This is a genomic window from Tissierellales bacterium, from assembly GCA_025210965.1.
GTDB lineage: Bacteria > Bacillota > Clostridia > Tissierellales > JAOAQY01 > JAOAQY01.
Genome location: JAOAQY010000140.1, coordinates 1 through 25,498 on the forward strand (window position 1 = coordinate 1; position 25,498 = coordinate 25,498).

The window sequence follows — 25,498 nt, forward strand, 5'->3', positions numbered from 1 at the left end:
AAGAGCATCGCCTGATCCTGATTGTATGCTTTAAAATTGGTTTTGTTGATCTTTCTGCTCATGTACTAATATAACATATCTTATAAATATATTAAAATGTACACGTATAAAAAAGGCCATCTCATTTGAGACAGCCTCTTCTATTTTATTCTTTAACTTCTGCTTCTGCTTCTACTAATGCTCCTGTTCCTTCAAGTGAACAACTAAATGTTGATTCTTCACCAACACCTGTTAAATTCAATGTTAAGTTTGTAATAAGTGCTTTACCTGTAAATGTTAATTTATCAGCTGTATTAGCATATTCCATAACTACATCAACTTCATAATCACTTTCAGAAGTCATTTTAGCAAATAAATCACGAATAGAAGCAGTTTCAGTATCACCTTTTGCTACTAATGTATAAGCAGATTGTGAAATATTCCAACTTAATAAACCTGCTAATTTCTTTGTCCAAATAGCAGAACTTCTATCTGCTGTTTTGTATTTTGTATCTTTTGATTCCCTTTCAACGTTTAATGAACCATCTGTTTGAAGACCTATGTTTTTGCCATCTACTTTTACTAAGAAATTTAAACCATCAATTGTATCTGTTACATTTGTTAATGCCATTTTATATTAATATTCTTTTTTTATACCACTTCAAAAGTGATTGTTTGAATGTGTGCGTATTCATTCTTTATTTCTCTAACAGAATCCCTATAAATTCCATTTATATTATTATCCTTATCTTCTTTTCTATCTAATGTATCTGTTATAATCTTTACTAAATCACAACCAGAATAATAATCATCTGTATAGATATTCATTACTAATGTTGCTTTATCTTGTCTATTAGATTTGTTATGATTAGATTCTATTATTCTACCAAATTGTATAACTGGATTAATTGTATCTTCTGGAACATCAACAACAAATATTTTGTCATTGACTATTTTTTTTATTTCAGAATTATTAGAAAGAGCATCATAGATAAATTCATTTAATCTTTCCATTAATTATTACTTACTTTTTTAACTACGTTTTTTACGTAATTTGCCCTTAAAAATTCCACAAACTTATCTTGTAAATCTGTTGATTTAGCTTGTAAAGCTTTAGCATAAAAATCTAAACCTATAATTCGCCCTGTGTAATTTCCATCTTTTGTTGTTCTATCATCTGTTCCACCATCAAGAATATGAATTAACTGTCCGTTATATCTACCAGTTCTCGAACCCATTAAAACCAATGGTTTCTTTCTGGCTGATTTTACACCTAAACTTTTTGCTGTTTCACCTGTGCTATCTTCTGAGAAAGAGAGGAATTTTTTTAAATCTTTTCTTGCTTCTTTTATAACTGTTTGCGTAGAAGCTTTTGATAATGCTGAATTATAAATTCTTAATAATTCTTTATTAGTAAAATCAACTAACGCTTTACATTTTTTTAGTAAATCTGTTTGATTTACAGTAATATTTGCTTCAAAAGGCATTCATTAATTATTCTTTTTTGATATAGATACATCTAACCACAACCTATCATTACTTGGAAAAACACTATTTATAACATATTCATCTTTGTTATATTCAAATAAATCTGAATTGGAGAATTTATAATGATTTCTACATTTAAAATTGATGTTATTTGACACAAACAATTCATTATTATTTAATGTCATTTTACCTGAACTTTTAGAAATATAAACCATTATTTCCTTGGTTTCATATGTATATGAAACATCACCCTTGTTATTAATTTGTGTGTGTATTTTCCATATCATTTTATCTTTTAATAATCCACTTCTCATTTACCAATATTTTCTTTTATGTGATGCTGTTAAATTATTTACAGCATTAGTAGTCGAAACACTTACACCTATGGTTGTTTCATTTATTAAAGTGTCGTGTAAATCTGATGCGTAAATTAGAATAGCTTGTTTTAATTCAGGTGGAATTGTTTCATATCCTGTAATAAATTCAATTTCTATTGATTTAGAAGCTTGTATGTCTTCAATAATAAAATGTGAATAGTATTCAATAATTGATAAATCAGTTACATTAATGCTTTTTCCATCAATTTTTAAAGATGTTATTGATACAAATGGAGAAGTATAAAATATACCTCTTAAATTATCTATATCCTTTGACATACACTTATTTGTTGTTAATTCTATATCCGAACCAATCAAATTTGTAATATGATGTGTGGCTTTTATCAAATAATCCTTTAATGTATTATCAGCTTCTTTATATTCTAATTCAATTTTTAATTGTTCTTTTAATTCATCAACGGTTACAGAATATGTGTTAATTGATTTTTTTATCATTTGTATTAATTGATTTTTAAAGAAGGATGAAGCGGTTTTAAACCGCTTCCATCCTGATATATAGAGTTTGGAAGGATATTATGCTATAATACCTGATACGCTAAATGCGTTAGGGTTTCTTAAAGCTACATTAGCTAATTTAACGGCTGTTATTTTAACCTGTCCTATATCTGATAAAGTCACATTATCAATAATTACATGTTCTTTTTCAAAATCTAATACTGAGATTTTAGAAAAATCACCACCTGCTACTTTGTTTTTTACAGGTGAAAGAGTTGAAAAATACACTTTATCACCATCAAAAGTTTGACCAAATTTACCTGACTTTTTCATTAGGTTAATGCCTGAACCTGAATCAATTTTAGTTGATTTCTTGTTATAAAACATTGAACGAGACATTACAAATGAATACTCATTATCAATATCACATTTTTCTACTAATGAATCAATTCCTGCTTCATCTACTGCTGTAACTCCTGATACGGTTTTTGCTCCTGTGAATACTGCGTTAAATACATCTGCTGTAATTTTTCTATCAATTGCTTGACGAAGGTTATTAATCTGTGCTTCTAATCCTTCATTTGTCATATTAGCAAGTGTTTCTAAAGTCCAAACCTTAGTAACTTGGTATCTTTTTGCTGAAACTGCAGTTCCATTATCTGTTTCGTTTTGTTTTGTTACAGGTGCTAATTCTGCTAATTGTTCAGCGATAATTGGATCTTCATAAGGTAATGTAACAGTTCCGCTACAACCTGGCATATAATCAACACCCATTTCTGCCCAAATTGGAGCTTTACCTACAATATCCAACTTAGCTACTGATACAGGGGTTAATTTTGTGAATTTTGAGCTTTCACCGTCACCTGCTGCGCGTGAAATATCAATTGTGTTTTTTGCTGATTCTGTGTTAATCGCTTCTCTTACTAAATCTAATTCATTCTTCATTTTATTAATTACTTTTTTTTCTTCTTGAAAAGAGCGTTCAACCTCTTTTTCAACTTCTTTTTCTTCATTTGTTTTATCCTTTATAGGTTCAGGTTGTTTTTCTCTTTCAACCTCTTTTTCTTCGTCCTTTTTAGGCTCTTTTTTAGCTTCTTTTTCTTCCTTCTTAGGTTTTTCTTCTTTCTCCTTTTCGGGTTCTTTTTCGGCTTCTTTTTCCTTTTCAGGTTCTTTTTCTGGTTCTTCTTCTTTACTTCGTTCTATTTCCTTTTCAAGTTCTACAACCTTTTGTTTAAGTTCTTCAATTTCATTTTCAGACATTGATATTTCTGATTCTTTTTTTTCTGTGTTTCCACTTTGCGGAACACCTTTGGAATAATCACGTGTGATTATTTTAATATTTGTATCTGAATAAGCTCCTTCACTTACTATTGATACATCTTTTAATGTTTTAATAGATTTAATGTATCTAACTAAAACACCATCTTCATATTTTTCATCCCAATCATCAACGGTTGCTATAAATGAACATTCATCTAAATCACCTCTTTCAACTTGTTCTATTGTATCACGGTGTAATGTAGTATCACCTAATAATACTGAGGCTTTTAAACCTTTTTCATCAATTGTTAGTGTTAATGTGTTTGCTCTACTTCTTCCAATAATTTTATTCTTATCGTGAAATAAAGTAGCAACAACATTTGAAGTATCTGTGTTATTAAATGCGCTTCGTTCAACTACTTCTACAAACTTTTTACCATTTTCTACAATGGGTTTTGATTTGTGATTAAATACAGAAGCATAAAAATCTAAATACTTATTATCCGAACTTTCACGAATTACATACTTTAAGTTACTCAATTCTCATTACTTATTTTTTTATCTTGTAATTGCTTATTTACTACAGGAGCTTCTTTTAATAATGGGTTAAACTTTCCACCATCTTCTAAAGTCAAATATTGAGCTTGTGTTAAGTGTTTATCACCCCAACCTTCTTTAATTAATTCACCACCTAACATTTTAATTGCTTCATTTGGTGTTAAAATACCATTAGAAACTGCTAATGATAATGTTGTTATCTTATCATTAAAGGTTATATCAATAAGAACATCTAAATCACCTTCTACTGTAAATCCATTTTCTTTTTCAATATCACTTAACATTTTAAATGCTAATTCATCTGAATAAATATTAGTTGAATTAGCCATAGCATTATTTACAAAAGTTCTCGTTTGCTGTTCAATGTTTTGTGCTGAATCGTTAGATGATAGCATATAATTGGGTATTTGATACAATGATGTAATTGTATCTCTGCTAAACTCCATTGTTTGTATTAATTCAGCATCCGCGAATTTTACAGTTAATGGTGTTATCTTTTCACCTAAACTTAATCTAATCTCTTTACCTGCGTTTGAAACACCTGTATGTTCATCTTTAAATAATTTCTTATCAGCCATAATATTTTCATATTTAGCACCAGATGGAAGAGTTCTTTCAATCGCCATAGTTGCCATTGCACCATTTTTATAGAAATTATTAATAGTTCTATTGGCATTACTCATTAATTGATAAGTTCCGTGTGCTGCTGATAATGGTGATAAACCTATAATTCCATCACCACTTACACCTTTGAAGTGTAATATATCTTTACTGTTGTAAAATCTTTTATTCCTTTTATCTTTAATTCTTACGTCTTGTGATTGAGAGACTTCATAATAAAGTTCATTGTTTTCTATCTTCCAATCAATAACATCTGAGGCCGGAATACGCTCTAAACTATCATTGTGAATTATGAAAAAACTATTTCCATAAATATTTCTTTCCCATTCTGATGTGCTTTTTAACGTCTGTGGGTTGGTGTAATTATTAGGTTTTTGGTTGAATAATTTACTTATCCAATGGTCTTTTACAACTTTCCCATCACCATCTTTTACAACTATTGGTATTCTCGCAAAATTATCAGCCAAGATTTTAACACATGTATATAACACAGTTATATTTTCAGCTTCATAATTAGCATTTAATCCATTTAGAACTGTTTGTGTGTGTCCGTATGTTGTTCCTTTTGATGTTGGTAAACCGTTTAATAAATCAAAAAATAACATTCATTTTTAATTGTTTTTATTCTTCTTGATTTTCAAGAAGGTGAGAAAGTGTTGAATATTCACTTTCCATAAATAACGCCAATGATATAATAGTTGAAATAATACTATCAATTGGGTTTAAGTGTTCATCTTTAATTACTCGAATTAAATTAGATGTTTGTGAAAATTTAATTCTCGCATTTGAATTACAATATTTCAATGCAGGGTTAAAACCATAATTAATTTCTTCACTTATTGTTAATGTCTCCATTAATTTAGAAGGTGCTGATAATGTAGATATATTCTGAGCAACTGGTATTTTCTCGATGTGTGCTAAATCAAAATCCGCTTTTAACATAGCTATTAAATCATGTGCTGAAAATGGGTCATAACCAATCAATTTAATATCAAAATGTTCTACTAAAAACTTTATATCTTGATAAATCAATTCATAATTAATTCTCTCTGGATGAACCTTAATAAATCCTTCATCAATCATTGGTTGTAAGTCTACACCATTTGCCCTTACTACTTTATTCTTTTCATTTCCAAATTCATCTTTTCTACTTGGGAAATAATGAAATGGATAAACTTGTAATTCCTTTGTTTCTTTATCTTCGAATAATAATGTCATTGCTGTTAAATCAACTGACGTTGATAAATCCAAACCTATCCAAGCACGAGAACCATAATGTTCTTCTAAAACAATTTCTTTCTTACAACATTTATCAAAATCTTCTATTGAAATAAATGGGTCTTCAACACTCGTTTGAAATATATTAGCATTCTTTACTAAAAAGTGCTTAGTGGATGATGGTAATAACAACGCTTTATTACGCATAGTTTCCAATCTTTCTTTTGAAACTGCTGAACCAAAACCAGGATTAGCCTTTTCTAATTCTTCTATTTCACATGTTAAAGCTTCTTCTTCACTATCCATTTTATAAATACCATAAAATGTTGAATCATCTTCTACTTCTTCATTTAAAACCTTTTTAGCTAATTCTACTTGTTCAAATAATGGGTAGCCAATTGTTAAAAAACCTGTTGTTGATATTGTTAAAAATAATGGGTTAGCTCTTGCGCCCATACCCGTTACAACAACCTCTTTTAAATCATCTGTTTTAAATGCGTGTGCTTCATCGTATAAACATGCGGATGGGTTTTTTCCATCGGCTTTTTCTGCCTGTTGTTCTGATAACTGAGTTAAGAAATGTGTAGAACTTCCATCATCATATCTTAATTCATCACGATATTGTTTAATCCTTTTCTTAATCAATGGTGAGTTTCTAATTATCACTTTACAATAGTTCATTAACTGCTCTGCTTGCTTCTGAACTGTTGCTGCTCCAAATAATTCACCACTCATTCCACCATATTTTAAAAGTATAGCTATCATTATAGCCGCGCCAAACATGGTTTTTCCCGATTTCCTTGCCACTAATATTAACGCTTCTGTATGAAGTCTTTTTCCATCATCGGTTAATATTGCGAACAAGTTTAATAAAACCCAACACTGCCATTTATCAGGTAAAAATTGTGTTGGTCTATCTTTTATAGGAATATACATATGATAGAATAATATAGCTACGTCCCTTAATGCTAATTCACTATATCTATATTTCTTTCTTAACCGTTTGCTTCGTTCTATTCCTTGTTTTAATTCTTTACATGATGGTATCTTTCCACTTAAAACTTCATATTCATATTGAAAAGCCCTTTTAATAACTTCATCTTCAAAATCACAAGACTTTTTTATTTGTCTTAATGGCTTCATTCATCATCTGCTCTTTTTATTAAAGCATCTTCAAACATATCTTCATCACTTTTTGTTAATTCTATACCGTTCTTTTTTAATGATTGTGGTGTTAATAACAAATCATTTAATAGTTTCTGTTTTAGGTTGCGTGATTTTTCTCTTGATGCTATTAAGGAATGATTAACTATTTTTACATTTCCTTCTCTTGTTATCTCTTTAAGACTTTCACCCTCTTCTTCTATTATCGCATTATATCTATCAATTTCTTTATCTACTTCGACCAATTCATTTATAGCAATTGACATAGACAAATCATAAACACCTAACGCTTCTAATTTTTTCTTAATTGTTCCAGATGTTATTGCCATTTTTCTAAAACTTTTTTTTAAAAAATATTTTCCTCTTTGGTTGCCAGCCCCCCCGAAAACTTAAAACTGAACATTTTCTGTAAGGGTTAGGGGCGGGTGGTTCTCTCTGTATGTTTTTAAAATTTAAAACATACCCGCCACCGCTTTTTAATTTTGATTTGAGAATGTGAATAAATCTTTCATTATTTTGTGATTTATCTTTTGATCTCTGTTAGTCTTAATAGCATGACATTTGTTACACAATGACATTAAGTTATCATCACCATATAATAAAGATTGATTGTTATCATTAACATCATCTAATGTTAGAGGAATAATATGATCTACTACTTCTGCTTCTTTAAGTATTCCTTTCTTTAAGCATCTTTCACATAATGGATTGTAGGATATGTAGTAGTTCCTTATCTTCTGCCATGCTTGATTGTTATAGAAACCTGATTGTGATACTTCTGTGTATCCTTCTTTATATTCACGCTTCTTTTCTTTCTTCTCCCATTTGAATGTATAAGTATCTTTCTTTCTCACTTAATAAATGGGTGATATTTTATAGTTAGTTATATTGTAGTGCTTTAAATACTTCTCTAACTCTTTCTTTGTCTTGAACTCCTTATTTAATTCTCTTGTATGTCCACCTTTTCCTGTATATGTTGCTGTATATGCTTTTGCTCTTTTAGCCATTCATTAACTAATTCTTTTTTGATACTCTTGAAACTCTATAAACTGTTTCTTCCTTACCTTTGCTTTTCTGTTTTCTTCCTTAAACCAATTAATAAAATCTGTATATTTCTTATAAATAAATGGGTGGAATATAATATACATTGTCAATATCAAATCAATAAATAACAATGGAACAAATAACACCGCGAAAACATCTATATTAATCATTAATAATAATGGATAAATTAATAATTTCAGTATTAGAGCATTGTTTAGTATTTTCATATTGTGTTTGATTAAATTTAAAAAGGAGTGTATTTTTATTAAATAAAACTATCCATAGAAAATAATTTTTTATAGTTTTTTAAAAAAATACAATACCCCTTCATTAATATAACTAGGAAAATGACCCAAAATGCAACCTGAAAACACCTACCATTGGATATTATTTAGATTAATTATGATTATTCATTGTTATAGACAAATCAAAAAAAAATTGATATTTTTTTAATTATTTTTCATTTTCACAATCTTTTTAGCTTCAATAATTGCTTTTTTAAATCTCTTATCAAATGCCTGTCTTGAAATGTTAAATAATTCTGCTCTCTCTCTATTTGTTGGGTAGTATAAACAAGCCTCTAAAGTCTCTCTATTTTCACCACTCATTTCATTAATAATATCATAAATTACATCATTTAAATCATCTTCTTCGTAATAATTACATTCCTCAATTAGTTCACATGTTTCTATGCTCTTTTCCAAGGGTAATAATTTACTTCTTATCTGACCTTGTAATCTTAATTCTATCCAATTTACAGCATCTTCTTCTGTCTTGATGTTATCAGGAATGCCATTTTCTAAAAGATATAATATATAGTCCTGATAAATATCTAAATCCTCTTGTGTTCTCGTATTGATTTTGCTATTAGCTTTCATAAGCTCATAAAACCGTTCATTGTTTTCTATTAACACTTTCTCTAATCTCCTTTTATTCATGTATGATTGTTATTTTTATTCTCTGAATTGTTTTTATACTACTATATATAAATTCAGAGTTTTCAAAAATCATCTACCATAGGGAAATTCATAGATTAAATATTTTTGTAGAATATTCTTTTCACATATTAACACTATATTTCTGAATAAATTTATTTTCTGGAATATTGTGTTTTTTAAAAATATTCTACATTATTTCTCATTCCTCTGGTATTTTTAAATATTAATCTATATTTTTGTTTCTATAATTATTAAAAACATATATTCATTTAATATTTTTCAATTATGGATGATCAATTAAAAGAGTTTTTAAGCCACTCATTAGACACTTCTAAAAGAGCAAAAGGTAAATCTGATGAAGGAAGAATTTATATTTCTAAGAAACCAGAAGAAGGGAAAAAACAACCAAGAGCAGGTTATATAAGACTGCCATACGATAATATTAATGCTAACTCTAAATGTGTTTCATTTATCTTAATTAAACCAACAGGAAAAGCATCTAATACAGTTTATTTAATGATGAATTGTTTAGATGACCCTAATAAGGTAATGTTTAAAAAAGATGATAAAGGAGTTTCTAATAACTTAACAGGTTATAAAAACGCAGCAGGAATATTAGAGTTTTTAGATATAATGAGTGATGAAAGTGTTTCAATTGCCTTTACACTTGAAATAGATGATAAGAAAACAGCTACATATGGTTATTCTACTTACAGAATGGTTTTAAAAGGAGAAGAAAAATAATTTAATCGGGAATATTTTTAAAGCCTCTTAGTTAATTCTAAGGGGTTTTTTTGTGCCCAAATAGTTTAATGAGGTATTTATATGATTTGGAAGAATAAGTTAATAAAACCTTTATTTAAAAGCCAAATTCAACCGGAATTACTAACCAACCGTAAAACCCCGAAAAAAAAGAAGGTTATAAAACCATATACAAAATACACGCAACACCTTGCTTCGCTGCGGTCGGGTAGTTGCGGTATATTTGAAGTATGAAAACAGAGAGAATAGAAATACCTTATTCAGATGAAGTCAAACGTTTCCCAATCCCTTACATTTTTAAAATGAAATGTAAAAACTGTGGAGAAGAAGTAAATTATGATTTTAACAAATTTCCTCTGGAATATCCAAATTTAAGTGGAGAAGAAACAATTGGATTATATTGTGAAAACTGTAATTGTGAATTTGAAATTAAAGTGAAATTAAACACAACAGTCCAATTTGATTTTGATTTAGAAAACATTAAAAAAACAAAATACTAAAAACTTAACATTATAAGATATGGAATTGTTTAACCATTATTTAAAAGACACAAACTGGTAGATGGTTTCTATCGAAATAAACGCCTTTATAAAAAACTTCCAAGATCATGATATATATATTTTTAATATTTATAATTATTATTTTTTATTCTTTTACTGTTGGCGTTTTCGGCTTCAATAATAATCATTTGCTTCTCTTTACTCCTGTTAGTTTATTTTAGGTGTTTTTTTGACTTCAAATAAAAGAAGCGACAATTTACACCTGTTTTATTATTTCGTGTGTAAAATCATCTTAAAAATGATGAAATAGAAAAGCGCAACTTATGTTATTTTATGCGCTTTTTAAATTGTTTTTTGAATGGTTGGTAGTTTCACCTTCTCACTGGTATAACTATGATTGATTTACCGCCTGTTTTTAGAAAAAACAGATATTTTAAGCGTAATATATACAAGAAAAAAACAGATATGAAAAAAGAAATTAAAAATTATAATACAAAATCATATTTAGATTTTTCAAAACTTCAACAACTTGTGAAATGTATAATAAGATTTGAAAAGAAAAAGAAACAAAGAATAGCCTTATTTATTGCCATAGGTATGTATTCTGGTTTAAGAAGCTCAGATATATTCAATATTGAGAAAAGAGATTTAATAAATAATGAAGTAGTATTATATGAAATTAAAACGAATAAAAGGAGACAGGTTTATTTTAGTGAAAGCTTCTATGATTTAATTAGAGATATAGATTTAGATGATTTTCATGATTTACTTTTCTATAATGAAAAAACAGGTGATTGTTATAAATATAGATACATGTTAGACCAAATAAAAGCAATGGCACAAAAACACCTTTCTATTAACCCCAAATCAGTTTCGACCCACGTTTTAAGGAAATCATACGCTCGTAGATACTATGAACTATCACCAGATAAAAGTAAAGCACTAATAGAACTAAGCGAAATATTAAACCACGCTAACACATCTTTAACAAGGCATTATATAAGCTTAAATGAAGATGACTATAAAACAACACTGGATCTTTTTTAAAATGAGAAAACCCTTAGATTTTAATTTCTAAGGGTTTTCTATTTCTTTATATTCTTCTAAATCCATAGGTTCAATCACTTTCAAACTCTCAAAAAACACCCTCCTATCTTCCAAATGTTTCTTCTTTTCTTCTTCTGTTGGTTCTTTCTCTGGCATACCAAAACTTTTCATTTCTTCGAATGTTGATGCTTTAATGTCTGTTTCTTCCATTTTCTATTTCTTTATTTTCTCCAAAATCTATTTTTTATATTCATAGCCATATTTAATTCGTCTTTATATTCTAATAAATCTGCTTTATTCAAATTTACTATTATGGTGTCTAATTTGTTATCTATTTCATCTAAATTTTTGTCGATGTTTTCTAATACTTCTGTGTTGTTGATTTCGCTGTAAGTTATTGGAGTAATAAATCAACAACACAGAAGAATTATTAATAAGAAAAAAACATTTGTTTTAATCCTGTGTTTGTTCGTTTCTATTTCAATCATATGCTTCACTATTATATTCGCTTAATAATCTATTATGAGTGATAACACAATTGTATTTCTCATCTTCATATACGTGAGTAAAGAAGTTTTCTAAATCTTCTCTATATTCTAAAGTATCTTTAATAAAATCTCTTCCATTTATATGTTCTGGATAAGATAATGGTGGTAAATACCCAGTTTCTTTTACAAAATCATTCAATTTCTGAATAAAATTTAAATCTTTCATTTCATCATCGAAATATTCATTGTAGTTTTCAAGCGTGTTTAATTGCCTATACATCGTTGTCAATATTTCACCATCTTCACTTAAAAATATTTTAAAGTTCTCTTTTGTAAATTCATAATCAGTTTCTTTAAAACGCTCTATATAATATTCTTTGTCTTTATCGTGTGGATAAATCACTGAAATATTTCCACTTCTTAAACCAAATATTAGAGTTTTTAAATCTAAACGAATTTCACCATTTATAGCTTTTCTTAAATCTTCAATCATTTCTTATCTTTTATTTCTTATATATATAAATATATGAAAGTGAAAAAGTGTATAGAAGGGAATAAAAATTTTAATATATAATAATGAAAGTATCATTTCCGAAAAGAAAATTAGAAATATTTAATAAACATCTTTTTTGGAATTAATTAAAATATAAAAATAAATAAAACTGATATGAAAGACTTAATAAATGAGCTAGTAGAAAAAGGACTAAATGAAGGAATAATTAAAGATATTCTTATTAATAATATGGATGAAATAACTGAATTAGTTATCCACGGTATGGATCTCCGAAGGAGTATTGATGGATTAGAAGAAAAAATACAATAAATAACAATGTTCAATAATATAAAGAAACACTTAAAAGAAGTTCAGCAATTCAGAAAAGAATGGGCTGAAAAAGTATTTGGAGCAGAAGAAAGAGCAGAGAAAGAAGCAAAGAAAGAAGCAAAGAAAGAAACAAAGAAAGAAGCAAAGAAAGAAGCAAAGACAGAAGCAAAGACAGAAGTAGAGAAAAAAGCAAAGACAGAAGTAGAGAAAAAAGCAAAATTTAAAGCATCTATTCATTTAGATGCCGAACCTTTTAATAATGCTATTATAATAGATGAAAATGGAACACAGGTAAATGATATGAAACAATTTAGTATTTCTAGTGCTGAATATAGACATTTTAGAGATTGTTTTTGTTATATGGATTATAAAGAGTATCATGATAAAATTGATTATGAAACTGCTTGTATCAAATTTGATACTGATAGTAAAATAAAGAAAAAAGACTTTAAAAATATGACTTTAAAGCATACTGATAATAATACAATCACATATTACAAAATAGATGTTGTTTTTTCAAATGAATACTTTTTAGAATATGATGATAATGATAAACAAATATTTAAGTATAGTAATCATTTGGAATTAAGAAAAATATTTGAAAAAGAAATAATAAAAACTCAGGATTAATATTCTGGGTTTTTTTATTCTATAAAGATAGCCTGAAACCCTAACCAATTGTATAACCCAGAAAGAATAGAATACTCCAAAAAAAACCTAAATTATTATTTCTTCTTCTTCTATATTCTATATTCTTTCTTCTATATTCTTTCTTATATATTCTTTCTTTCTTCTTCTCATTGTGAGATTTTTTAGGCTAAAAAAATAAGGGAATGTGGTGTTATAAACAATTCAAAATATCATTTTTAAAAAATTCATTTTTTCGTATTTTTTTTGTATTAAACTATCCTTCAATTACATACAGAGGTTTTTTAAAAAATGTAATTAAAAATACTGATATGTAAATATTTTTGAAAATTTTTGAATTTAATTTTTTATATATAATATAAAGGATATTTAAAAAAATGATTTCTGAGAACATGTGGATAGGCTGTATGAGCATGTAAAATATTACAGCCAGTGGAAACCTTTATATCTTGTTGTCCCAAACTAACGAATGTTAGATATTATCAGAAAATTAATAAATGAATATAAAGTCAGGCAGTTAATGTCTGGCTTTTTTTTGAATTTTTTTTCTTATGTTTTTAGTATAAAAAAATGAAATATTATAAAATTTTTTATTAAAAAAATAAACTTTTGATATTAATTTTTAATATATACTATAAAGTTATTTCATCATAACTTGTTTTGTGTGATAAGATATAACAACAGGAGTAGCTACCTGTTGTTTTCTTTTTAAAATCACACAAACAAAAAGATAAATAACTAACACACACACAAACAAAAAAAGATGAAATGGACAAGAAAGAAAATAAAGTTTATTCTTTTACCTTTGAAAAAGAACTAAAAGATACATTCGATAAGAAAGATATTAATCGAATTAAAACCTTCCTAACAAAGCTTATAGATAAAGCACTACATTTAAAACTACTATTCAATGAAATTAAAGAAACTGAATATGAATATTCATATGAGGACTTATTTACATTTGTAATAGAAGGAGAAACATATTACTATACGCCTGATTTTGTTTATTTAAAAGACACACGCCAAATATTAGGAGAAAAGAAATATAAGAAAATACTTGACATTCTTATTAATGATTTAAAATTATTCGAATATCAATTTACAAAAAATGGTAAAAGATACACTAATAAATATAATTCTAAGGTGAATAGCTTTAAATTACTCCCTAAATTATTGACTGGATTTAAGAAGCAAGTAAAAATAAACGATCCAAAGTTAGATAAAACGCTCAAAACCATTTTTAATAAAACATATAATAACCTTCCTGTTATTATTAAATACACATATGATATAGTTAAAAATTATAGTTTCTCAAAAACATTAGATAAAAGATGTTTTAGTAAGGTTATAAATAGGAAATACAACGGTTATAAATTAAAATGTATATCTAACAATAAACCATTTGTAGAGCCTGAAAAATACTTAAAAGATCATTTAGAAACAACTTGGTTATATATCCAAAAATGGAATAAATCAAATGAAGAAGAACGTTTAGATTTCTTCAATAATGATTTAGATAAATTTGGGCATCGTTTTCATTATATTCTTACTAATATTCCATCAGAACTAAGAAAATATCTTATTAAAGATATGATTTCAATTGATATTAAAAACTCACAGCCCTTTTTCTGTGCCTGCTTAATTTATAAGCAAACAGGAAGAAAAGATATAGATTTTATTAAAGCTGTTGAAAGTGGTTTATTCTATGAAAATCTATATGAAAACAGTGATATTTTAAAATCTATTACAGATGATCCAAAAGAAGGAAGACAAGTAGCAAAGGGTTCTGGTTGGTGTAAAGCTGCCTATGGCCAAAATACGGACGAATTAAAAGAGAGTTTTCCAGAAGGTGGAGCAATTATTGACGGTTGGAAAAATAGATATATCAAAGGACTTAATATAAAAGATTTGAAAAAATATAAAAAATATAAAAACGCAGTTCTATTATTACAACGTGCTGAAAGTTCAGCTATGAATAAAATCTGGGAAGAATGTTTAAATCAAAACGTTTTCTTCTATCCTTTACACGATGCTGTTTATTTTGCTAAAAAAGATGTTATTAAAGGACGTAAAATAGTTGAAAGTGTTTTAGATAAATTAGAAATAAAATACTACTTAAATGTAGATTAAAAATAAAAAAAGAAAAATAATATATGAATAAACTTTTTTCCTCTTTCATACTATAATTAAAAACCCAAGTGGTGAAAAGGGTAATTTGTATAAAATTTAGAACGAAAAGAAAAGGAGAACTTTAATTAGTTCTCCTTTTTTTGTTCCACTACATAGCCATCAATTCTATTAATAACATCAAAACCGAATATAGCCATATATTTAATAAGGATTTTTTCAATAAAAGAAGCTTTCCTAATATTTATATACTCTGTCAATTGTAGTTTAAAATATGAGCGTTTAAGGTTGTATTTATTCATAAATTGAAAAACGGATGAATGTTTATCACTGGTATGTTCGTTATACCTACGTGTGAAACTTGAACTTCTACCGATATACACAGCCCTATGAGGTTTATTAAAGAATATCAAATAAACACACTGATCATTATTTAAGTCTCTATTATACTTTCCACCATAAAAGGCTTCTAATTCACTATCTAAGTTATTTCTTTTTAAATACATTCTACCACCTCTGCAGTGCTTATTAAATTCAGTTATATTTTTATATTTTTCAGCTTCTTCTAAGCACTTTTCGAGTGTCCAATAATTCCTGGGTTTTTTAGGTTTATGTTTTTTATTTTTCACAAGATGTTTTAACACATCACTCATTTTATTCTTCTTCATTCTATCCTATTATTTTTTCATACGCATCATCTATATCAAGTAAATCATCATCACTATTAATTAATTCGCGTTGTTTTAATAAGTAGTCTCCAAGTGTCATGCTTTTTAGGTCATTAACGGGAATATCAACGTGTGTTAATTCCCCAGTAGCGTCAATTATAGTAAAAACATCAACTTCTTTTTCAGGCTCTAATTTTGGATAAGCTTTTAAGGGTCTATTTATTTTATCCATAGTGTTATATTTTTTCTTTTATATATTTTATTCAAAAACTATAAAAACGTGAAATATCAACACTATTAAGTTGAAAGAGTGTATGGTAGAAGAAAAAGTAGTTTTCAAATTTTATATATAATTAAAAGAAATTATTAATAAAATGAAAACTTTAAATGGAATGACAACTAACCAAAGAATTTTAGTAAAATACTGTGTGAGAGTATTAGAAAAAATTGGATTTGAAAGAAATGATTTTTCAAAAGATGAAATACAAGCAGGTTATAATTTAGCTTTAATTTATGGTGTTGATAGTGTCTTAAACTTCTCTTTTTATTTGCGTGAAGAAGTAGATAGAATTATTCAGAGAAAAAGATTAAAGAGATTAATTAATGATGGTAGTGATATTTTGAAAAGATTTGAAATTATAATAGAAGAATAAACAACAAAGAAAATTAATTATTAAAAAAAATTCAATAGTAGCCATTTTGAGCTTTTAGATTTAATATATAAAAATGTAAAAACATCTATAGAAGGTCTTTTTAGTTTATCCGTAATATTTATTTATTTTTTTTTTGTGGCCTTCTTAGATGTTAGAATACTTTTTTGTTTTTGTAAGAACCTCTTAAAAGGGGTTCTTTTTTAAAAAAATAATAATGAAATATGAATAGATGTTTATATATGTTCCTAATGGAAGAAAATACAATTTATTTAGGAATTACACATGACATAAAAGAGAGGATATCAAGCCATCTATCTAAGGGTTCAAAAAATAGAAGTCCAATAAGGAAAGTAATTAATGAAGGAAAGGCATTAAAAAGGATTTTTAAATTAACTGATTATATTGATGAGCGTGAGGTGTGCGAACTTGAAAAAGCAATGATATTTTTATTCAGACAATATAAAGACTTTAATGTCTTAAATGTTAAAAGAGGTGGAGATTTGTAATTAAGAAATCAACAAGCTTAAACACCACCTTTAAAAGCCAATGATAGGCATTAATAAAAATAGCGATAGGAACGAAGAAAACAATTATAAATAAAGGTTTTGATTGTTCTATTCAAATATAAGAAACCAGATTTTAAAAAACTGAAAATCTTTAATAGATTGATTATCTGGTTTAAAGATAAGTTTTAACAACATTGAAAATTTCAGTAAAATTATTTCCAAACTGAAAAAATATTTCAATAAACCGTTATTTAAGAGAGAGATTAGAATATGAAAGTGTTAATTGCTTTTCTGGCTCTCTAAGAAGCAATATTTAAAAATTTAAAAATAACAATTAACAACAATGAAAGAGATATATTTTAAAAGCGAAATATTAAAATCATTAGTAGATAGGAATATAATTTCACTATCTGAATATGATGAAGAATTATATAAAATCAAAGATATCATTATTCAAAATCCTCTGGATGTTGAAAATACTAATGATGATGATTTAAAAACATTTAGACCAAAAAATATAAATTATAGATAAAATGATAACATTTATAATCGCATGTATAGCAGTAATAATATTGAGTTATAGATCAGCCTATATTGAAGGTGAGATATTCCTTGGTTTACCAGGAACACTAATTGCTTTAATGATGGTGTGTGTATCTATTGTCTATTTCAATAAAATTAAACCTCTGAGAAACGGCGACACACGTATAGTATATCACACTATAAACGGAAGAACAACAGAATACATAACTGCTGGAGATATTAATTTCTCAGATGATAATACATATGTGTTTGTAGATTACAAAACTGATGAACCCATTATATTACAAGGCTCTGGAATAGTAATAGAAGATATAGAAGATAAAAATAAAAAAACAAAATAACATATGAAAAATAGAGATTTATTAAAAATACAAGCAGGTATTGAAGTATTAAGCAATATCAAAGATGTAAAATTCAGTTGGTGTTTATTAAGAAATAAGAAAAAGATTAAAGCAGAATTAGAAACAATCCAAGAGGCATTGAATTATGAAAAGGTTGAAGGAACTGATAAATACGACGAAGAAAGAAAAGAAATATTAGATAGTCATATAGAATATGACCAAAATAATAAACCCATTAAAGATGAAGTTGGAAATCTTATTTTTAAGAATGGAAAAACCAAAGATGAATTAGAAAGCAGAATTTCAGAATTAAATGATAAATATCCAGAAGTAGATAAGCAATTGAAGGAATATGAAGAAAAACAGAATGAGTTATTAGATTCTGATTGTGAATTAGAATTATATAAAATCAAGTTTGATAATTTACCTGAAAACATTGCTATGGCTGAATTAGAATTAATTGAGGAATTGATTGATGAATAGATAAAAAGAATGTAATATGAAAATTGAATAAATGGTTTAAGATAAGTAAAGAAGAAATTGAGTTTAGCCAAACCGCTGTAAGAAATGAATTAGACAACTCAATCCCTGATGAATTAATAGAAAATGTAAATGCCTTAGTAGAAAATATCTGGTTTCCAATGCGTGTAAAATATGGCTCTGTTATTCATATTAGTTCTGGTTTCAGAGGCAAGAAATTAAATAAATTAATTGGTGGTGCTGTAAGTAGTCAGCATTGTAAAGGACAAGCTTTTGATTTGGTTTGTAATGATATGAAGAAGCTTTTAAGTATTTGTTTGAATTTGAACTATGATCAGTTGATTATTGAGGACTTAAAAGAAGATGGTAGTTTTAAGTGGCTTCATATTTCATTTGATAGGGATAAGGATAAGCAAAGAAAAGATTTATTAATTATGAAACGCGTAAAAGGTAAAACAGTCTATGAAAGGGTTAATAAAGAATACGCTTTAAGCATTTAGAAAAATGTGATATTTCAACATTAATATATAATTAAAAATAACACTATATATTATGGCTGATTATTATGAACGCGAAATAGAAGATTTGAACAAGGAAAATGAACGCCTTAGAAATATCATAGATGAAATGGAAAACATTGAAGATTTAAAAGCATATATTGATTTCTTGGAGAAAGAAAATAGTGAGTATGAAAGGCAAATAGATTTTTTAAAAAATAGATAAACAAAAGGAGAACTAATTAAAGTTCTCCTTTTGTTTTAAACGGCTTCTACATATGTTGTCATAACAACAATATCATCATCCATAAAATAGTTATCCATTTCTACATTCATTTCATTTAAAGTATCAAATATTTCTTGATGTGAATTATCTGTTTTTAAAAATTCCTCATAAGTATAGTTTGAATTAGTCTTTTTATTAATATTTTTCATTAGTAGGTTTTCATCAAACTGAGCTTTGTATCTATATACATTAACTCCTGTTACTTCTTCTATGTAATTAAATTTTATTTCCATTTGTTATATTTTTAAATTGTTAATGAATAAAAAAAGATGAAAATATTGAGCGCCATTTATTTTCATCTTTTTATTATGTGTTGCTAATTATGCTGCTAATTTATCACCAGTATAAACCTTTAATAAACTTTTTTCTGTGTTTTCATCTTTGAAAAGTGGCATATTAATATTTTTTGAATAACGGTTTAATTGTTCGTCAGTTAATGATTTTGGCTTAATATTAGAGAAGAAACCTTTAACATTTTCAAATAATCCATTTAAGAATACTTTGGTTTTATTCCAAGATGTTGTTTCGAACCGTTTGTTTGATATTGTCATTTTATAATTAACATTTCCTGTCTTTAACATTTCGGTTTTTGCTATAACTACTCTCTTACCTTCTTCGTTTATATATTCGGCTGTTGTTATAGTTTTATTTTTTTGATTAGATGTTTTAATTTCTCCACATTTTTCTTCAATAATCATATCCATTTCTAATATTTCTTCATCTTTTAATTCTCTTTTTTGGGCTAATTCAATTTCATTTCTACGGTGAAATTCTTTTTGAATAAGTGAATTGATTTTATTTGTCTCTAAGAAACCTTCCAAATCATTTAAAAACTTATTTAATACTTTTGTTGTGTATGTAAGATTTACACTTTTTAGCAAATATTTTTTAATCTGATTTTTAATATATTCTGGTCTTTTACAAAATCTCAATTTAGTATCAAAAAGAGATATGAAAAATTTATTAAAGAAATCATCTTTAACTTCTTCTTTCTTATCCTGTATATCTTCAAATATTTCCATAATTGAAGTTTGAAGATTGGCCGTAGCTCTTACCTTTTGTTCAGCTAAATCAAAGAAAATTTTATCTAAGATATTATCAAATTCATTTTCAAATGATGCTTGAATAGATTGTTTGAATGTTTCAGCTTCTTGAGAGTGAAATAAGTTAGTGTTGTTTGTTGTTGTCTCTTTTACAATTTTCATATCTGTTATTTTTTAAGTTGTTTTTGATATTTACAAGCATAAGAAACTTTAAACCAAAAAACCAAAAAGAGATTTGAAAAAAATTGAATTTTAAAAATAAAGTGTTATCACATTGGAAATTGAAATTTTTATTCTTAGGTATGCGCGCCCGTTCATATTATTTAAAAAGAGGCTGAATTTTAAAGGCAAATAAAAAAGCGGATAACTATATTAGAAATCCGCTTTTGGTTAAAATCTGGCTCTTTAAAGAGCTAAAAATTATCATAGAAATCAAGAGCATCATTTTTAGAATGGATTCGAACATTTAAACGTTTTAAATAGTTCTCGGTCGTTTGAACCTTTTTATGAAAAAGAAGTTTAGATAATCCATATATATCTTTTTTGTGTGAATAGAAACATATAGCAAAAAGGTGTCTGGCACAATGGCAAGAAATATGAGTTTTCAATCTTGTTTTATAGTATTCGTCTTTTTCATTTGACGTTAAAGATTTATTAATATAAGAAGTTTTGGATTGGATGAATTTTTTTAAATCATTTCCTTTCAATCCATCTATATTAAAATTGTGAAATATGGGTTTATTAGGGTTTCTTTTGTGTTGCTCAATGATTAATTCTTTCAATATTAGGACTTCATCTTCTTCACTTTTTAAATAAGATACTTTTATTCTTTCTGATAGAAATATTCTTAATTCTTTATCATATAGAGGATGGTCAAAAGCGTTCAAATATCTTAACTGTAAATCTGTATCAAGAAAAAAACGAAGCTGTAAAATAGCCTTATTTGATAGTGGTATAATATGTGTGTGACCTGTTTTAAATGCTTTAAATTCTAAGCTGAAATTAACCTTAGAATAATCTGTTTTTTTGCCTAAACTAAAATAATAGGCTATTTTCTCACTTTCTTTGCTAAACTTATCTATTTTAGGTTCATTGTTTAATCCTTCAATAAGTAGATTATTATATCTTATTGTCAAAATATCTGAAACCCTTGTTCCTTGGAGAAAAAACATAGACAGAAACATATTTTTATATAAGATTCTCTCTTTTGATGAAGGTATATAGTTGATGAAATCTTTTAAAAATTGTTCTGTTAGTTCATGTTTGTTTTCTTCTTTATCAACCTTGAAATTTTTGAATGGGTTGTGTTTGATAATTTGTAATCTATCTACAATTAAATTGTGAATCATTCTAAGCTTCTCTACATAGCTCTTAATTGTTCCTGATTTAAGATTTTTACCAAGTAAGAAAACTTTATAATCATCTAAAAAGACATCATCAATTTCATCAACTAAAAGAGTAGTTTTTTCATTTAAAAATTCTTTGAGATATTTATAAGCGTATAAAATAATTCTTTTAGAATTATACTTTCCTTCTGCTTCTAATTTGGTTAATAGTCTTTCAAACTCTGCTAAAACATCTTCCTTTGATTTTAGACTAACTGCTGTTGGATTAGATTTAAAGCGTTTTTTGTAGAAAACTATTTTTTCAAAAATTAATTCATTGATTCTTTCATACTCTAATCCTTTGCGCTTTTTTACCTTTCCTGTTTTCTTATCGAAATATTCAAGTTTTGGTAAATATTCACCAGTTGGTATATCTTCTTTCTTTTTTCGGTCGTGTTGTATTCTGATAATGATTTGAAACCCGTTTTTCTTTATAGAACGTCTTGAATCTATAGTAGCTTTGATTGTTGCCATTTTGGTAATTTTGTGCTTAAATATGGTTTATTTCCAATTTTGTAACATTTGTTACAGCTTTCCCTTCTACCCTTCCTTACATTTGTATCAAAGATAATAATTGCGAAGCAAATTGAGAAGCAAATTGAGAATATAATAGGAATAATTAAATAACCAATAATAGTTAAATCTCTATTAATTAAATCTTTACATTATGAGTATGTTTTGTTACCAATGTCAGGAAGCAGCGAAAGGAACTGGCTGCGAAATCAAAGGAGTTTGTGGAAAAACTTCTGATGTAGCTAATCTTCAGGATCTTTTGCTATACACATCTAAAGGTGTAGCTGTTCTAAGTCAGATAGCTGATGAAAAAGGACTTGATGGAGCAAAAGCGAATAAATACATCATCGATTCGATGTTTATTACCATTACCAACGCTAACTTCGATCGCAACAAAATTGCAGCTAAAATCAAAGAAGGATATGCTATTCAGGATGAAATTAAGGCACAAATCGATGTTCCGGCAAATCTTCATGACAGTGCAACCTTCCGTGCTGCAGACGAAAATGAGATGGAATCGAAAGCTTTATTAATCGGTATTCTATCAATCGAGAATGAAGACATCCGTTCACTAAAAGAACTTTTAACCTATGGTCTTAAAGGAATGGCTGCTTATGGTGAGCATGCCTGGAACCTGGGTTATGAAAATGAAGAGATTTACAAGTTTGCTAAAAAGGCATTAGTTGCTACTTTATCCGAAGAAATTTCAGCTGACGAGTTGGTTGGATTAGTATTGGAATGCGGTAAGTTTGGTGTGGATGTAATGGCCTTACTTGACAAAGCAAATACTGAATCTTTTGGTAATCCTGAGATTACGTCAGTTAACATTGGTGTTGGCACCAACCCTGGTATCCTAATCAGTGGCCACGACCTTAAAGATTTAGAAGAGCTATTGGAGCAAACTCAAGGCACAGGTGTTGATGTTTACACACACAGCGAAATGTTACCGGCTCATTACTATCCAAAATTCAAGAAATACGAAAACTTTGTAGGTAACTACGGAAGTGCCTGGTGGCAACAAACAACTGAGTTTGAAACGTTCAATGGACCAATATTATTTACTACCAACTGTATTGTTCCACCTAAAGCATCTTACAAAGATCGCGTTTACACAACAGGTGCTTCTGGTTTCGACGGATGCGTGCACATTCCGGACAGAGTGAATGGTCAGGCAAAAGATTTCTCTGCGGTAATTGAACACGCTAAAAAATGTGCTGCTCCAACCGAGATTGAAACTGGCGAAATTGTTGGTGGATTTGCCCACAACCAGGTTCTTCAATTAGCTGATAAAGTTGTTGAGGCTGTTAAAGGTGGAGCCATTAAGAAATTTGTAGTGATGGCAGGATGCGACGGTCGTATGAAAGATCGTAACTACTACACTGACTTTGCTAACGAACTACCTCAGGATACTGTTATTCTAACTGCAGGATGTGCTAAGTATCGCTACAACAAATTACCATTGGGTGATATCGGTGGTATTCCAAGAGTGTTGGATGCTGGTCAGTGTAACGACTCATACAGTTTAGCTGTTACAGCTCTTAAGCTAAAGGAAGTATTTGGACTGGATGATATCAATAGCTTACCTATCGTTTATAACATTGCCTGGTATGAACAAAAAGCTGTAATTGTATTGCTTGCTTTATTGCACCTTGGGGTGAAGAATATCAACCTTGGGCCTACATTACCAGCTTTCTTATCACCAAATGTGGCAAAAATATTAGTTGAAACCTTTGGTATCGGAAGCATTAGTACAGTGGAGGAAGACATTGAGAAGTGGATTAACTAATGTGAGGTATAAATTGGTAATAATTAATTGGGAAAACCTGCACCTTTATAGGTGCAGGCTTTTGTGTTCAATAATATTCTACCTATCAGTTATTTAGACTAAATATTAATAAGTATTTAAATGCTTAAATATTTGTTAAAAAATCTAAAAGCAATTATCTTTTTAATCGCTAATCTAAATCAAAGTTTATGACAAAAAAATTCATTGATTTCCTCAAACCTCCTGAGCACTGGAAAGTACCCGTTTTGCTGCTTGCCGGTGTTTTTGTTGGCTTAGGCTTTTATGTTTTTTATGTCTCCAGAGCTCATTCCTACTTATCGGATGATCCTAAAACTTGCGTAAACTGCCACATTATGGCACCGCAATACGCAACCTGGAGCCATAGTGCGCACCGCGAAGTGGCCACTTGCAACGATTGTCACGTTCCGCACGACAATGTGCTTAACACCTATTATTTTAAGGCGAAAGATGGCTTGCGACATGCCTCGGTATTTACCATGCGGGCAGAACCTCAGGTTATTTTCATTAAGGAAGAGGGACAACAAGTGGTGCAGCAAAACTGTGTAAGATGCCATGAGCAGTTGATCACCGATGATAAACTTCTGGCGCATAAACCAGATGTTCATCAGAACATCGGAGATCGATTCTGCTGGGAATGTCATCGGGAAACACCTCACGGAAGAGTCAACAGCTTATCAAGTGTTCCTCATGCCCGGGTGCCTGTGCCAGAAAGTCCTCTACCCGACTGGTTAAAAGACTTAAATAAAGAGTAAACTAAATCAAAAGAAATATAAAACAGCACTCGCAGTAATCTCTTTAAAGATGGATACACAATAAGCCGACTGTTTTATATCCATGAAAAAAATCAATTTATATGAAACCTATTCGCGAACAAATAAAGGAAAAGCCCATACTAGGTTGGGGAATCTTTTTAGTAACCGTAGTTGTCGTCTTTTTATTAGGACTATTGGCTTCTTCCGTAATGGAGCGCCGCGCCGAGGCAGTTTTTGCCTACACACCTAAAGTGAAACATTCACCAACAGAGCCTCGCAACGAAGTTTGGGGTCAGAACTTCCCGAAAGAGTATCAGTCGTACATGAGAACCAAAGACACAACTTTTGCCAGCAAATACAACGGTTCGGCAATGATTGATATGTTAGAGGTCGATCCCCGATTGGTTGTTCTTTGGGCCGGATACGGATTTGCTAAAGATTACAACCAGGGTCGTGGCCATATGTATGCCATTGAAGATCTCCAGAAATCTTTAAGAACCGGAGGACCAACCGAAGAAAAACATAG

Annotated in this window: 36 protein-coding genes; 16 read left to right on the plus strand and 20 right to left on the minus strand. The window is 28.4% G+C overall.

All coding sequences use genetic code 11. The annotated features are described in order from the left end of the window. Window positions 1–145: 145 nt before the first annotated feature. The 13 genes from N4A40_09800 to N4A40_09860 form a co-directional block, all read right to left on the minus strand. Window positions 146–610, minus strand: a complete 465-nt coding sequence (locus tag N4A40_09800) for a phage tail protein (protein MCT4662141.1) — start codon at window positions 608–610, stop codon at window positions 146–148. 20 nt (window positions 611–630) lie between these two features. Beyond that, window positions 631–993, minus strand: coding sequence for a hypothetical protein (locus tag N4A40_09805; protein ID MCT4662142.1), 363 nt, complete (start codon window positions 991–993; stop codon window positions 631–633). Further along, entirely contained in the window at window positions 993–1,466 is a 474-nt protein-coding gene (locus N4A40_09810) for a hypothetical protein (GenBank protein ID MCT4662143.1), read from the minus strand. The genes N4A40_09805 and N4A40_09810 overlap by 1 nt, the downstream gene beginning before the upstream one ends. Before the next feature lie 3 nt (window positions 1,467–1,469). Next, the gene (locus tag N4A40_09815) at window positions 1,470–1,754 is read right to left on the minus strand and encodes a hypothetical protein (GenBank protein MCT4662144.1); all 285 of its coding nucleotides are present in this window, start codon (window positions 1,752–1,754) and stop codon (window positions 1,470–1,472) included. Between the two features lie 27 nt (window positions 1,755–1,781). Continuing rightward, window positions 1,782–2,300 carry a hypothetical protein gene (locus N4A40_09820; protein MCT4662145.1) on the minus strand — a complete coding sequence of 173 codons (519 nt, stop codon included), beginning with the start codon at window positions 2,298–2,300 and terminating at the stop codon, window positions 1,782–1,784. A 78-nt stretch (window positions 2,301–2,378) separates the two neighbouring features. After that, window positions 2,379–4,100 carry an HK97 family phage prohead protease gene (locus tag N4A40_09825; GenBank protein ID MCT4662146.1) on the minus strand — a complete coding sequence of 574 codons (1,722 nt, stop codon included), beginning with the start codon at window positions 4,098–4,100 and terminating at the stop codon, window positions 2,379–2,381. After that, the gene (locus N4A40_09830) at window positions 4,097–5,344 is read right to left on the minus strand and encodes a phage portal protein (GenBank protein ID MCT4662147.1); all 1,248 of its coding nucleotides are present in this window, start codon (window positions 5,342–5,344) and stop codon (window positions 4,097–4,099) included. Before N4A40_09830 ends, N4A40_09825 begins: the two co-directional genes overlap by 4 nt. 16 nt (window positions 5,345–5,360) lie before the next feature. Further along, window positions 5,361–7,100 (minus strand): terminase large subunit, encoded by a 1,740-nt coding sequence (locus N4A40_09835; protein MCT4662148.1) that lies wholly within the window; start codon window positions 7,098–7,100, stop codon window positions 5,361–5,363. After that, window positions 7,097–7,450: a hypothetical protein gene (locus tag N4A40_09840; GenBank protein MCT4662149.1), complete on the minus strand. Its 354-nt coding sequence runs from the start codon at window positions 7,448–7,450 to the stop codon at window positions 7,097–7,099. Before N4A40_09840 ends, N4A40_09835 begins: the two co-directional genes overlap by 4 nt. A gap of 147 nt (window positions 7,451–7,597) precedes the next feature. Beyond that, window positions 7,598–7,975, minus strand: coding sequence for an HNH endonuclease (locus N4A40_09845; protein ID MCT4662150.1), 378 nt, complete (start codon window positions 7,973–7,975; stop codon window positions 7,598–7,600). Continuing rightward, window positions 7,976–8,128, minus strand: a complete 153-nt coding sequence (locus N4A40_09850; protein MCT4662151.1) for a hypothetical protein — start codon at window positions 8,126–8,128, stop codon at window positions 7,976–7,978. A gap of 3 nt (window positions 8,129–8,131) precedes the next feature. Beyond that, window positions 8,132–8,335 carry a hypothetical protein gene (locus tag N4A40_09855; GenBank protein MCT4662152.1) on the minus strand — a complete coding sequence of 68 codons (204 nt, stop codon included), beginning with the start codon at window positions 8,333–8,335 and terminating at the stop codon, window positions 8,132–8,134. Between the two features lie 279 nt (window positions 8,336–8,614). After that, on the minus strand, window positions 8,615–9,079 hold the full coding sequence (locus tag N4A40_09860; protein ID MCT4662153.1) for a hypothetical protein: 465 nt from the start codon (window positions 9,077–9,079) through the stop codon (window positions 8,615–8,617). A 309-nt stretch (window positions 9,080–9,388) separates the two neighbouring features. Here N4A40_09860 and N4A40_09865 point away from each other — a divergent pair, with 309 nt between their 5' ends. The 3 genes from N4A40_09865 (at window position 9,389) to N4A40_09875 (ending at window position 11,412) form a co-directional block, all read left to right on the plus strand. Then, window positions 9,389–9,847: a hypothetical protein gene (locus N4A40_09865; protein ID MCT4662154.1), complete on the plus strand. Its 459-nt coding sequence runs from the start codon at window positions 9,389–9,391 to the stop codon at window positions 9,845–9,847. A 248-nt stretch (window positions 9,848–10,095) separates the two neighbouring features. Continuing rightward, window positions 10,096–10,365, plus strand: a complete 270-nt coding sequence (locus N4A40_09870; GenBank protein MCT4662155.1) for a hypothetical protein — start codon at window positions 10,096–10,098, stop codon at window positions 10,363–10,365. Window positions 10,366–10,830: 465 nt separating this feature from the next. Beyond that, window positions 10,831–11,412 (plus strand): tyrosine-type recombinase/integrase, encoded by a 582-nt coding sequence (locus N4A40_09875; GenBank protein ID MCT4662156.1) that lies wholly within the window; start codon window positions 10,831–10,833, stop codon window positions 11,410–11,412. Between the two features lie 27 nt (window positions 11,413–11,439). Here the strand turns inward: N4A40_09875 and N4A40_09880 are convergent, their stop codons facing one another. Then, window positions 11,440–11,622: a hypothetical protein gene (locus N4A40_09880; GenBank protein MCT4662157.1), complete on the minus strand. Its 183-nt coding sequence runs from the start codon at window positions 11,620–11,622 to the stop codon at window positions 11,440–11,442. A gap of 270 nt (window positions 11,623–11,892) precedes the next feature. Beyond that, window positions 11,893–12,393 (minus strand): hypothetical protein, encoded by a 501-nt coding sequence (locus N4A40_09885; GenBank protein MCT4662158.1) that lies wholly within the window; start codon window positions 12,391–12,393, stop codon window positions 11,893–11,895. Between the two features lie 174 nt (window positions 12,394–12,567). Here N4A40_09885 and N4A40_09890 point away from each other — a divergent pair, with 174 nt between their 5' ends. The 3 genes from N4A40_09890 (at window position 12,568) to N4A40_09900 (ending at window position 15,501) form a co-directional block, all read left to right on the plus strand. Further along, window positions 12,568–12,723 (plus strand): hypothetical protein, encoded by a 156-nt coding sequence (locus tag N4A40_09890; protein ID MCT4662159.1) that lies wholly within the window; start codon window positions 12,568–12,570, stop codon window positions 12,721–12,723. Window positions 12,724–12,729: 6 nt separating this feature from the next. Next, a complete protein-coding gene (locus tag N4A40_09895; protein MCT4662160.1) occupies window positions 12,730–13,353 on the plus strand; it encodes a hypothetical protein in 624 nt (207 codons plus the stop codon). A gap of 786 nt (window positions 13,354–14,139) precedes the next feature. Next, the gene (locus N4A40_09900; protein MCT4662161.1) at window positions 14,140–15,501 is read left to right on the plus strand and encodes a hypothetical protein; all 1,362 of its coding nucleotides are present in this window, start codon (window positions 14,140–14,142) and stop codon (window positions 15,499–15,501) included. A 125-nt stretch (window positions 15,502–15,626) separates the two neighbouring features. On the opposite strand, the gene N4A40_09905 is transcribed toward N4A40_09900, so the two are convergent. Both N4A40_09905 and N4A40_09910 read right to left on the minus strand, forming a co-directional pair. Then, window positions 15,627–16,166 carry a GIY-YIG nuclease family protein gene (locus N4A40_09905; protein ID MCT4662162.1) on the minus strand — a complete coding sequence of 180 codons (540 nt, stop codon included), beginning with the start codon at window positions 16,164–16,166 and terminating at the stop codon, window positions 15,627–15,629. Between the two features lies 1 nt (window position 16,167). Continuing rightward, entirely contained in the window at window positions 16,168–16,398 is a 231-nt protein-coding gene (locus N4A40_09910) for a hypothetical protein (protein ID MCT4662163.1), read from the minus strand. A 196-nt stretch (window positions 16,399–16,594) separates the two neighbouring features. Here N4A40_09910 and N4A40_09915 point away from each other — a divergent pair, with 196 nt between their 5' ends. The 7 genes from N4A40_09915 to N4A40_09945 all read left to right on the plus strand — a co-directional run bounded on the left by N4A40_09915 (window position 16,595) and on the right by N4A40_09945 (window position 19,412). Beyond that, entirely contained in the window at window positions 16,595–16,819 is a 225-nt protein-coding gene (locus tag N4A40_09915; protein MCT4662164.1) for a hypothetical protein, read from the plus strand. Window positions 16,820–17,058: 239 nt separating this feature from the next. Beyond that, complete coding sequence (locus N4A40_09920) at window positions 17,059–17,325, plus strand: GIY-YIG nuclease family protein (GenBank protein MCT4662165.1); 267 nt, start codon at window positions 17,059–17,061, stop codon at window positions 17,323–17,325. A gap of 343 nt (window positions 17,326–17,668) precedes the next feature. After that, complete coding sequence (locus N4A40_09925) at window positions 17,669–17,857, plus strand: hypothetical protein (protein MCT4662166.1); 189 nt, start codon at window positions 17,669–17,671, stop codon at window positions 17,855–17,857. A gap of 40 nt (window positions 17,858–17,897) precedes the next feature. Then, window positions 17,898–18,209, plus strand: coding sequence for a hypothetical protein (locus N4A40_09930; GenBank protein MCT4662167.1), 312 nt, complete (start codon window positions 17,898–17,900; stop codon window positions 18,207–18,209). 3 nt (window positions 18,210–18,212) lie between these two features. Then, a complete protein-coding gene (locus tag N4A40_09935) occupies window positions 18,213–18,692 on the plus strand; it encodes a hypothetical protein (GenBank protein MCT4662168.1) in 480 nt (159 codons plus the stop codon). 23 nt (window positions 18,693–18,715) lie between these two features. Continuing rightward, complete coding sequence (locus tag N4A40_09940) at window positions 18,716–19,189, plus strand: D-Ala-D-Ala carboxypeptidase family metallohydrolase (GenBank protein ID MCT4662169.1); 474 nt, start codon at window positions 18,716–18,718, stop codon at window positions 19,187–19,189. A 52-nt stretch (window positions 19,190–19,241) separates the two neighbouring features. Continuing rightward, window positions 19,242–19,412 (plus strand): hypothetical protein, encoded by a 171-nt coding sequence (locus tag N4A40_09945; GenBank protein ID MCT4662170.1) that lies wholly within the window; start codon window positions 19,242–19,244, stop codon window positions 19,410–19,412. A gap of 35 nt (window positions 19,413–19,447) precedes the next feature. On the opposite strand, the gene N4A40_09950 is transcribed toward N4A40_09945, so the two are convergent. From N4A40_09950 to N4A40_09960, 3 genes are all read right to left on the minus strand, one after another. Then, window positions 19,448–19,705, minus strand: a complete 258-nt coding sequence (locus N4A40_09950) for a hypothetical protein (protein ID MCT4662171.1) — start codon at window positions 19,703–19,705, stop codon at window positions 19,448–19,450. Between the two features lie 87 nt (window positions 19,706–19,792). After that, a complete protein-coding gene (locus N4A40_09955; protein ID MCT4662172.1) occupies window positions 19,793–20,677 on the minus strand; it encodes a hypothetical protein in 885 nt (294 codons plus the stop codon). Window positions 20,678–20,928: 251 nt separating this feature from the next. After that, window positions 20,929–22,374, minus strand: coding sequence for a site-specific integrase (locus tag N4A40_09960; protein ID MCT4662173.1), 1,446 nt, complete (start codon window positions 22,372–22,374; stop codon window positions 20,929–20,931). A 193-nt stretch (window positions 22,375–22,567) separates the two neighbouring features. On the opposite strand from N4A40_09960, the gene hcp reads away from it, so the two are divergent. The 3 genes from hcp to N4A40_09975 form a co-directional block, all read left to right on the plus strand. Next, window positions 22,568–24,199, plus strand: coding sequence for a hydroxylamine reductase (gene hcp / locus N4A40_09965; protein MCT4662174.1), 1,632 nt, complete (start codon window positions 22,568–22,570; stop codon window positions 24,197–24,199). A 188-nt stretch (window positions 24,200–24,387) separates the two neighbouring features. Next, window positions 24,388–24,972 (plus strand): cytochrome c nitrite reductase small subunit, encoded by a 585-nt coding sequence (nrfH, locus tag N4A40_09970; GenBank protein MCT4662175.1) that lies wholly within the window; start codon window positions 24,388–24,390, stop codon window positions 24,970–24,972. Between the two features lie 101 nt (window positions 24,973–25,073). After that, a partial coding sequence (locus N4A40_09975; GenBank protein MCT4662176.1) for an ammonia-forming cytochrome c nitrite reductase subunit c552 occupies window positions 25,074–25,498 on the plus strand: 425 nt, incomplete at its 3' end.

Coding starts and splice junctions, on each gene's coding strand:
- N4A40_09800 (MCT4662141.1), bottom strand. CDS start 610: ATGGCATTAACAAATGTAACAGATACAATTGATGGTTTAAATTTCTTA.
- N4A40_09805 (MCT4662142.1), bottom strand. CDS start 993: ATGGAAAGATTAAATGAATTTATCTATGATGCTCTTTCTAATAATTCT.
- N4A40_09810 (MCT4662143.1), bottom strand. CDS start 1,466: ATGCCTTTTGAAGCAAATATTACTGTAAATCAAACAGATTTACTAAAA.
- N4A40_09815 (MCT4662144.1), bottom strand. CDS start 1,754: ATGATATGGAAAATACACACACAAATTAATAACAAGGGTGATGTTTCA.
- N4A40_09820 (MCT4662145.1), bottom strand. CDS start 2,300: ATGATAAAAAAATCAATTAACACATATTCTGTAACCGTTGATGAATTA.
- N4A40_09830 (MCT4662147.1), bottom strand. CDS start 5,344: ATGTTATTTTTTGATTTATTAAACGGTTTACCAACATCAAAAGGAACA.
- N4A40_09835 (MCT4662148.1), bottom strand. CDS start 7,100: ATGAAGCCATTAAGACAAATAAAAAAGTCTTGTGATTTTGAAGATGAA.
- N4A40_09840 (MCT4662149.1), bottom strand. CDS start 7,450: ATGGCAATAACATCTGGAACAATTAAGAAAAAATTAGAAGCGTTAGGT.
- N4A40_09850 (MCT4662151.1), bottom strand. CDS start 8,128: ATGGCTAAAAGAGCAAAAGCATATACAGCAACATATACAGGAAAAGGT.
- N4A40_09855 (MCT4662152.1), bottom strand. CDS start 8,335: ATGATTAATATAGATGTTTTCGCGGTGTTATTTGTTCCATTGTTATTT.
- N4A40_09865 (MCT4662154.1), top strand. CDS start 9,389: ATGGATGATCAATTAAAAGAGTTTTTAAGCCACTCATTAGACACTTCT.
- N4A40_09870 (MCT4662155.1), top strand. CDS start 10,096: ATGAAAACAGAGAGAATAGAAATACCTTATTCAGATGAAGTCAAACGT.
- N4A40_09875 (MCT4662156.1), top strand. CDS start 10,831: ATGAAAAAAGAAATTAAAAATTATAATACAAAATCATATTTAGATTTT.
- N4A40_09880 (MCT4662157.1), bottom strand. CDS start 11,622: ATGGAAGAAACAGACATTAAAGCATCAACATTCGAAGAAATGAAAAGT.
- N4A40_09885 (MCT4662158.1), bottom strand. CDS start 12,393: ATGATTGAAGATTTAAGAAAAGCTATAAATGGTGAAATTCGTTTAGAT.
- N4A40_09890 (MCT4662159.1), top strand. CDS start 12,568: ATGAAAGACTTAATAAATGAGCTAGTAGAAAAAGGACTAAATGAAGGA.
- N4A40_09895 (MCT4662160.1), top strand. CDS start 12,730: ATGTTCAATAATATAAAGAAACACTTAAAAGAAGTTCAGCAATTCAGA.
- N4A40_09900 (MCT4662161.1), top strand. CDS start 14,140: ATGGACAAGAAAGAAAATAAAGTTTATTCTTTTACCTTTGAAAAAGAA.
- N4A40_09905 (MCT4662162.1), bottom strand. CDS start 16,166: ATGAAGAAGAATAAAATGAGTGATGTGTTAAAACATCTTGTGAAAAAT.
- N4A40_09910 (MCT4662163.1), bottom strand. CDS start 16,398: ATGGATAAAATAAATAGACCCTTAAAAGCTTATCCAAAATTAGAGCCT.
- N4A40_09920 (MCT4662165.1), top strand. CDS start 17,059: ATGTTCCTAATGGAAGAAAATACAATTTATTTAGGAATTACACATGAC.
- N4A40_09925 (MCT4662166.1), top strand. CDS start 17,669: ATGAAAGAGATATATTTTAAAAGCGAAATATTAAAATCATTAGTAGAT.
- N4A40_09935 (MCT4662168.1), top strand. CDS start 18,213: ATGAAAAATAGAGATTTATTAAAAATACAAGCAGGTATTGAAGTATTA.
- N4A40_09945 (MCT4662170.1), top strand. CDS start 19,242: ATGGCTGATTATTATGAACGCGAAATAGAAGATTTGAACAAGGAAAAT.
- N4A40_09950 (MCT4662171.1), bottom strand. CDS start 19,705: ATGGAAATAAAATTTAATTACATAGAAGAAGTAACAGGAGTTAATGTA.
- N4A40_09955 (MCT4662172.1), bottom strand. CDS start 20,677: ATGAAAATTGTAAAAGAGACAACAACAAACAACACTAACTTATTTCAC.
- N4A40_09960 (MCT4662173.1), bottom strand. CDS start 22,374: ATGGCAACAATCAAAGCTACTATAGATTCAAGACGTTCTATAAAGAAA.
- hcp (MCT4662174.1), top strand. CDS start 22,568: ATGAGTATGTTTTGTTACCAATGTCAGGAAGCAGCGAAAGGAACTGGC.
- nrfH (MCT4662175.1), top strand. CDS start 24,388: ATGACAAAAAAATTCATTGATTTCCTCAAACCTCCTGAGCACTGGAAA.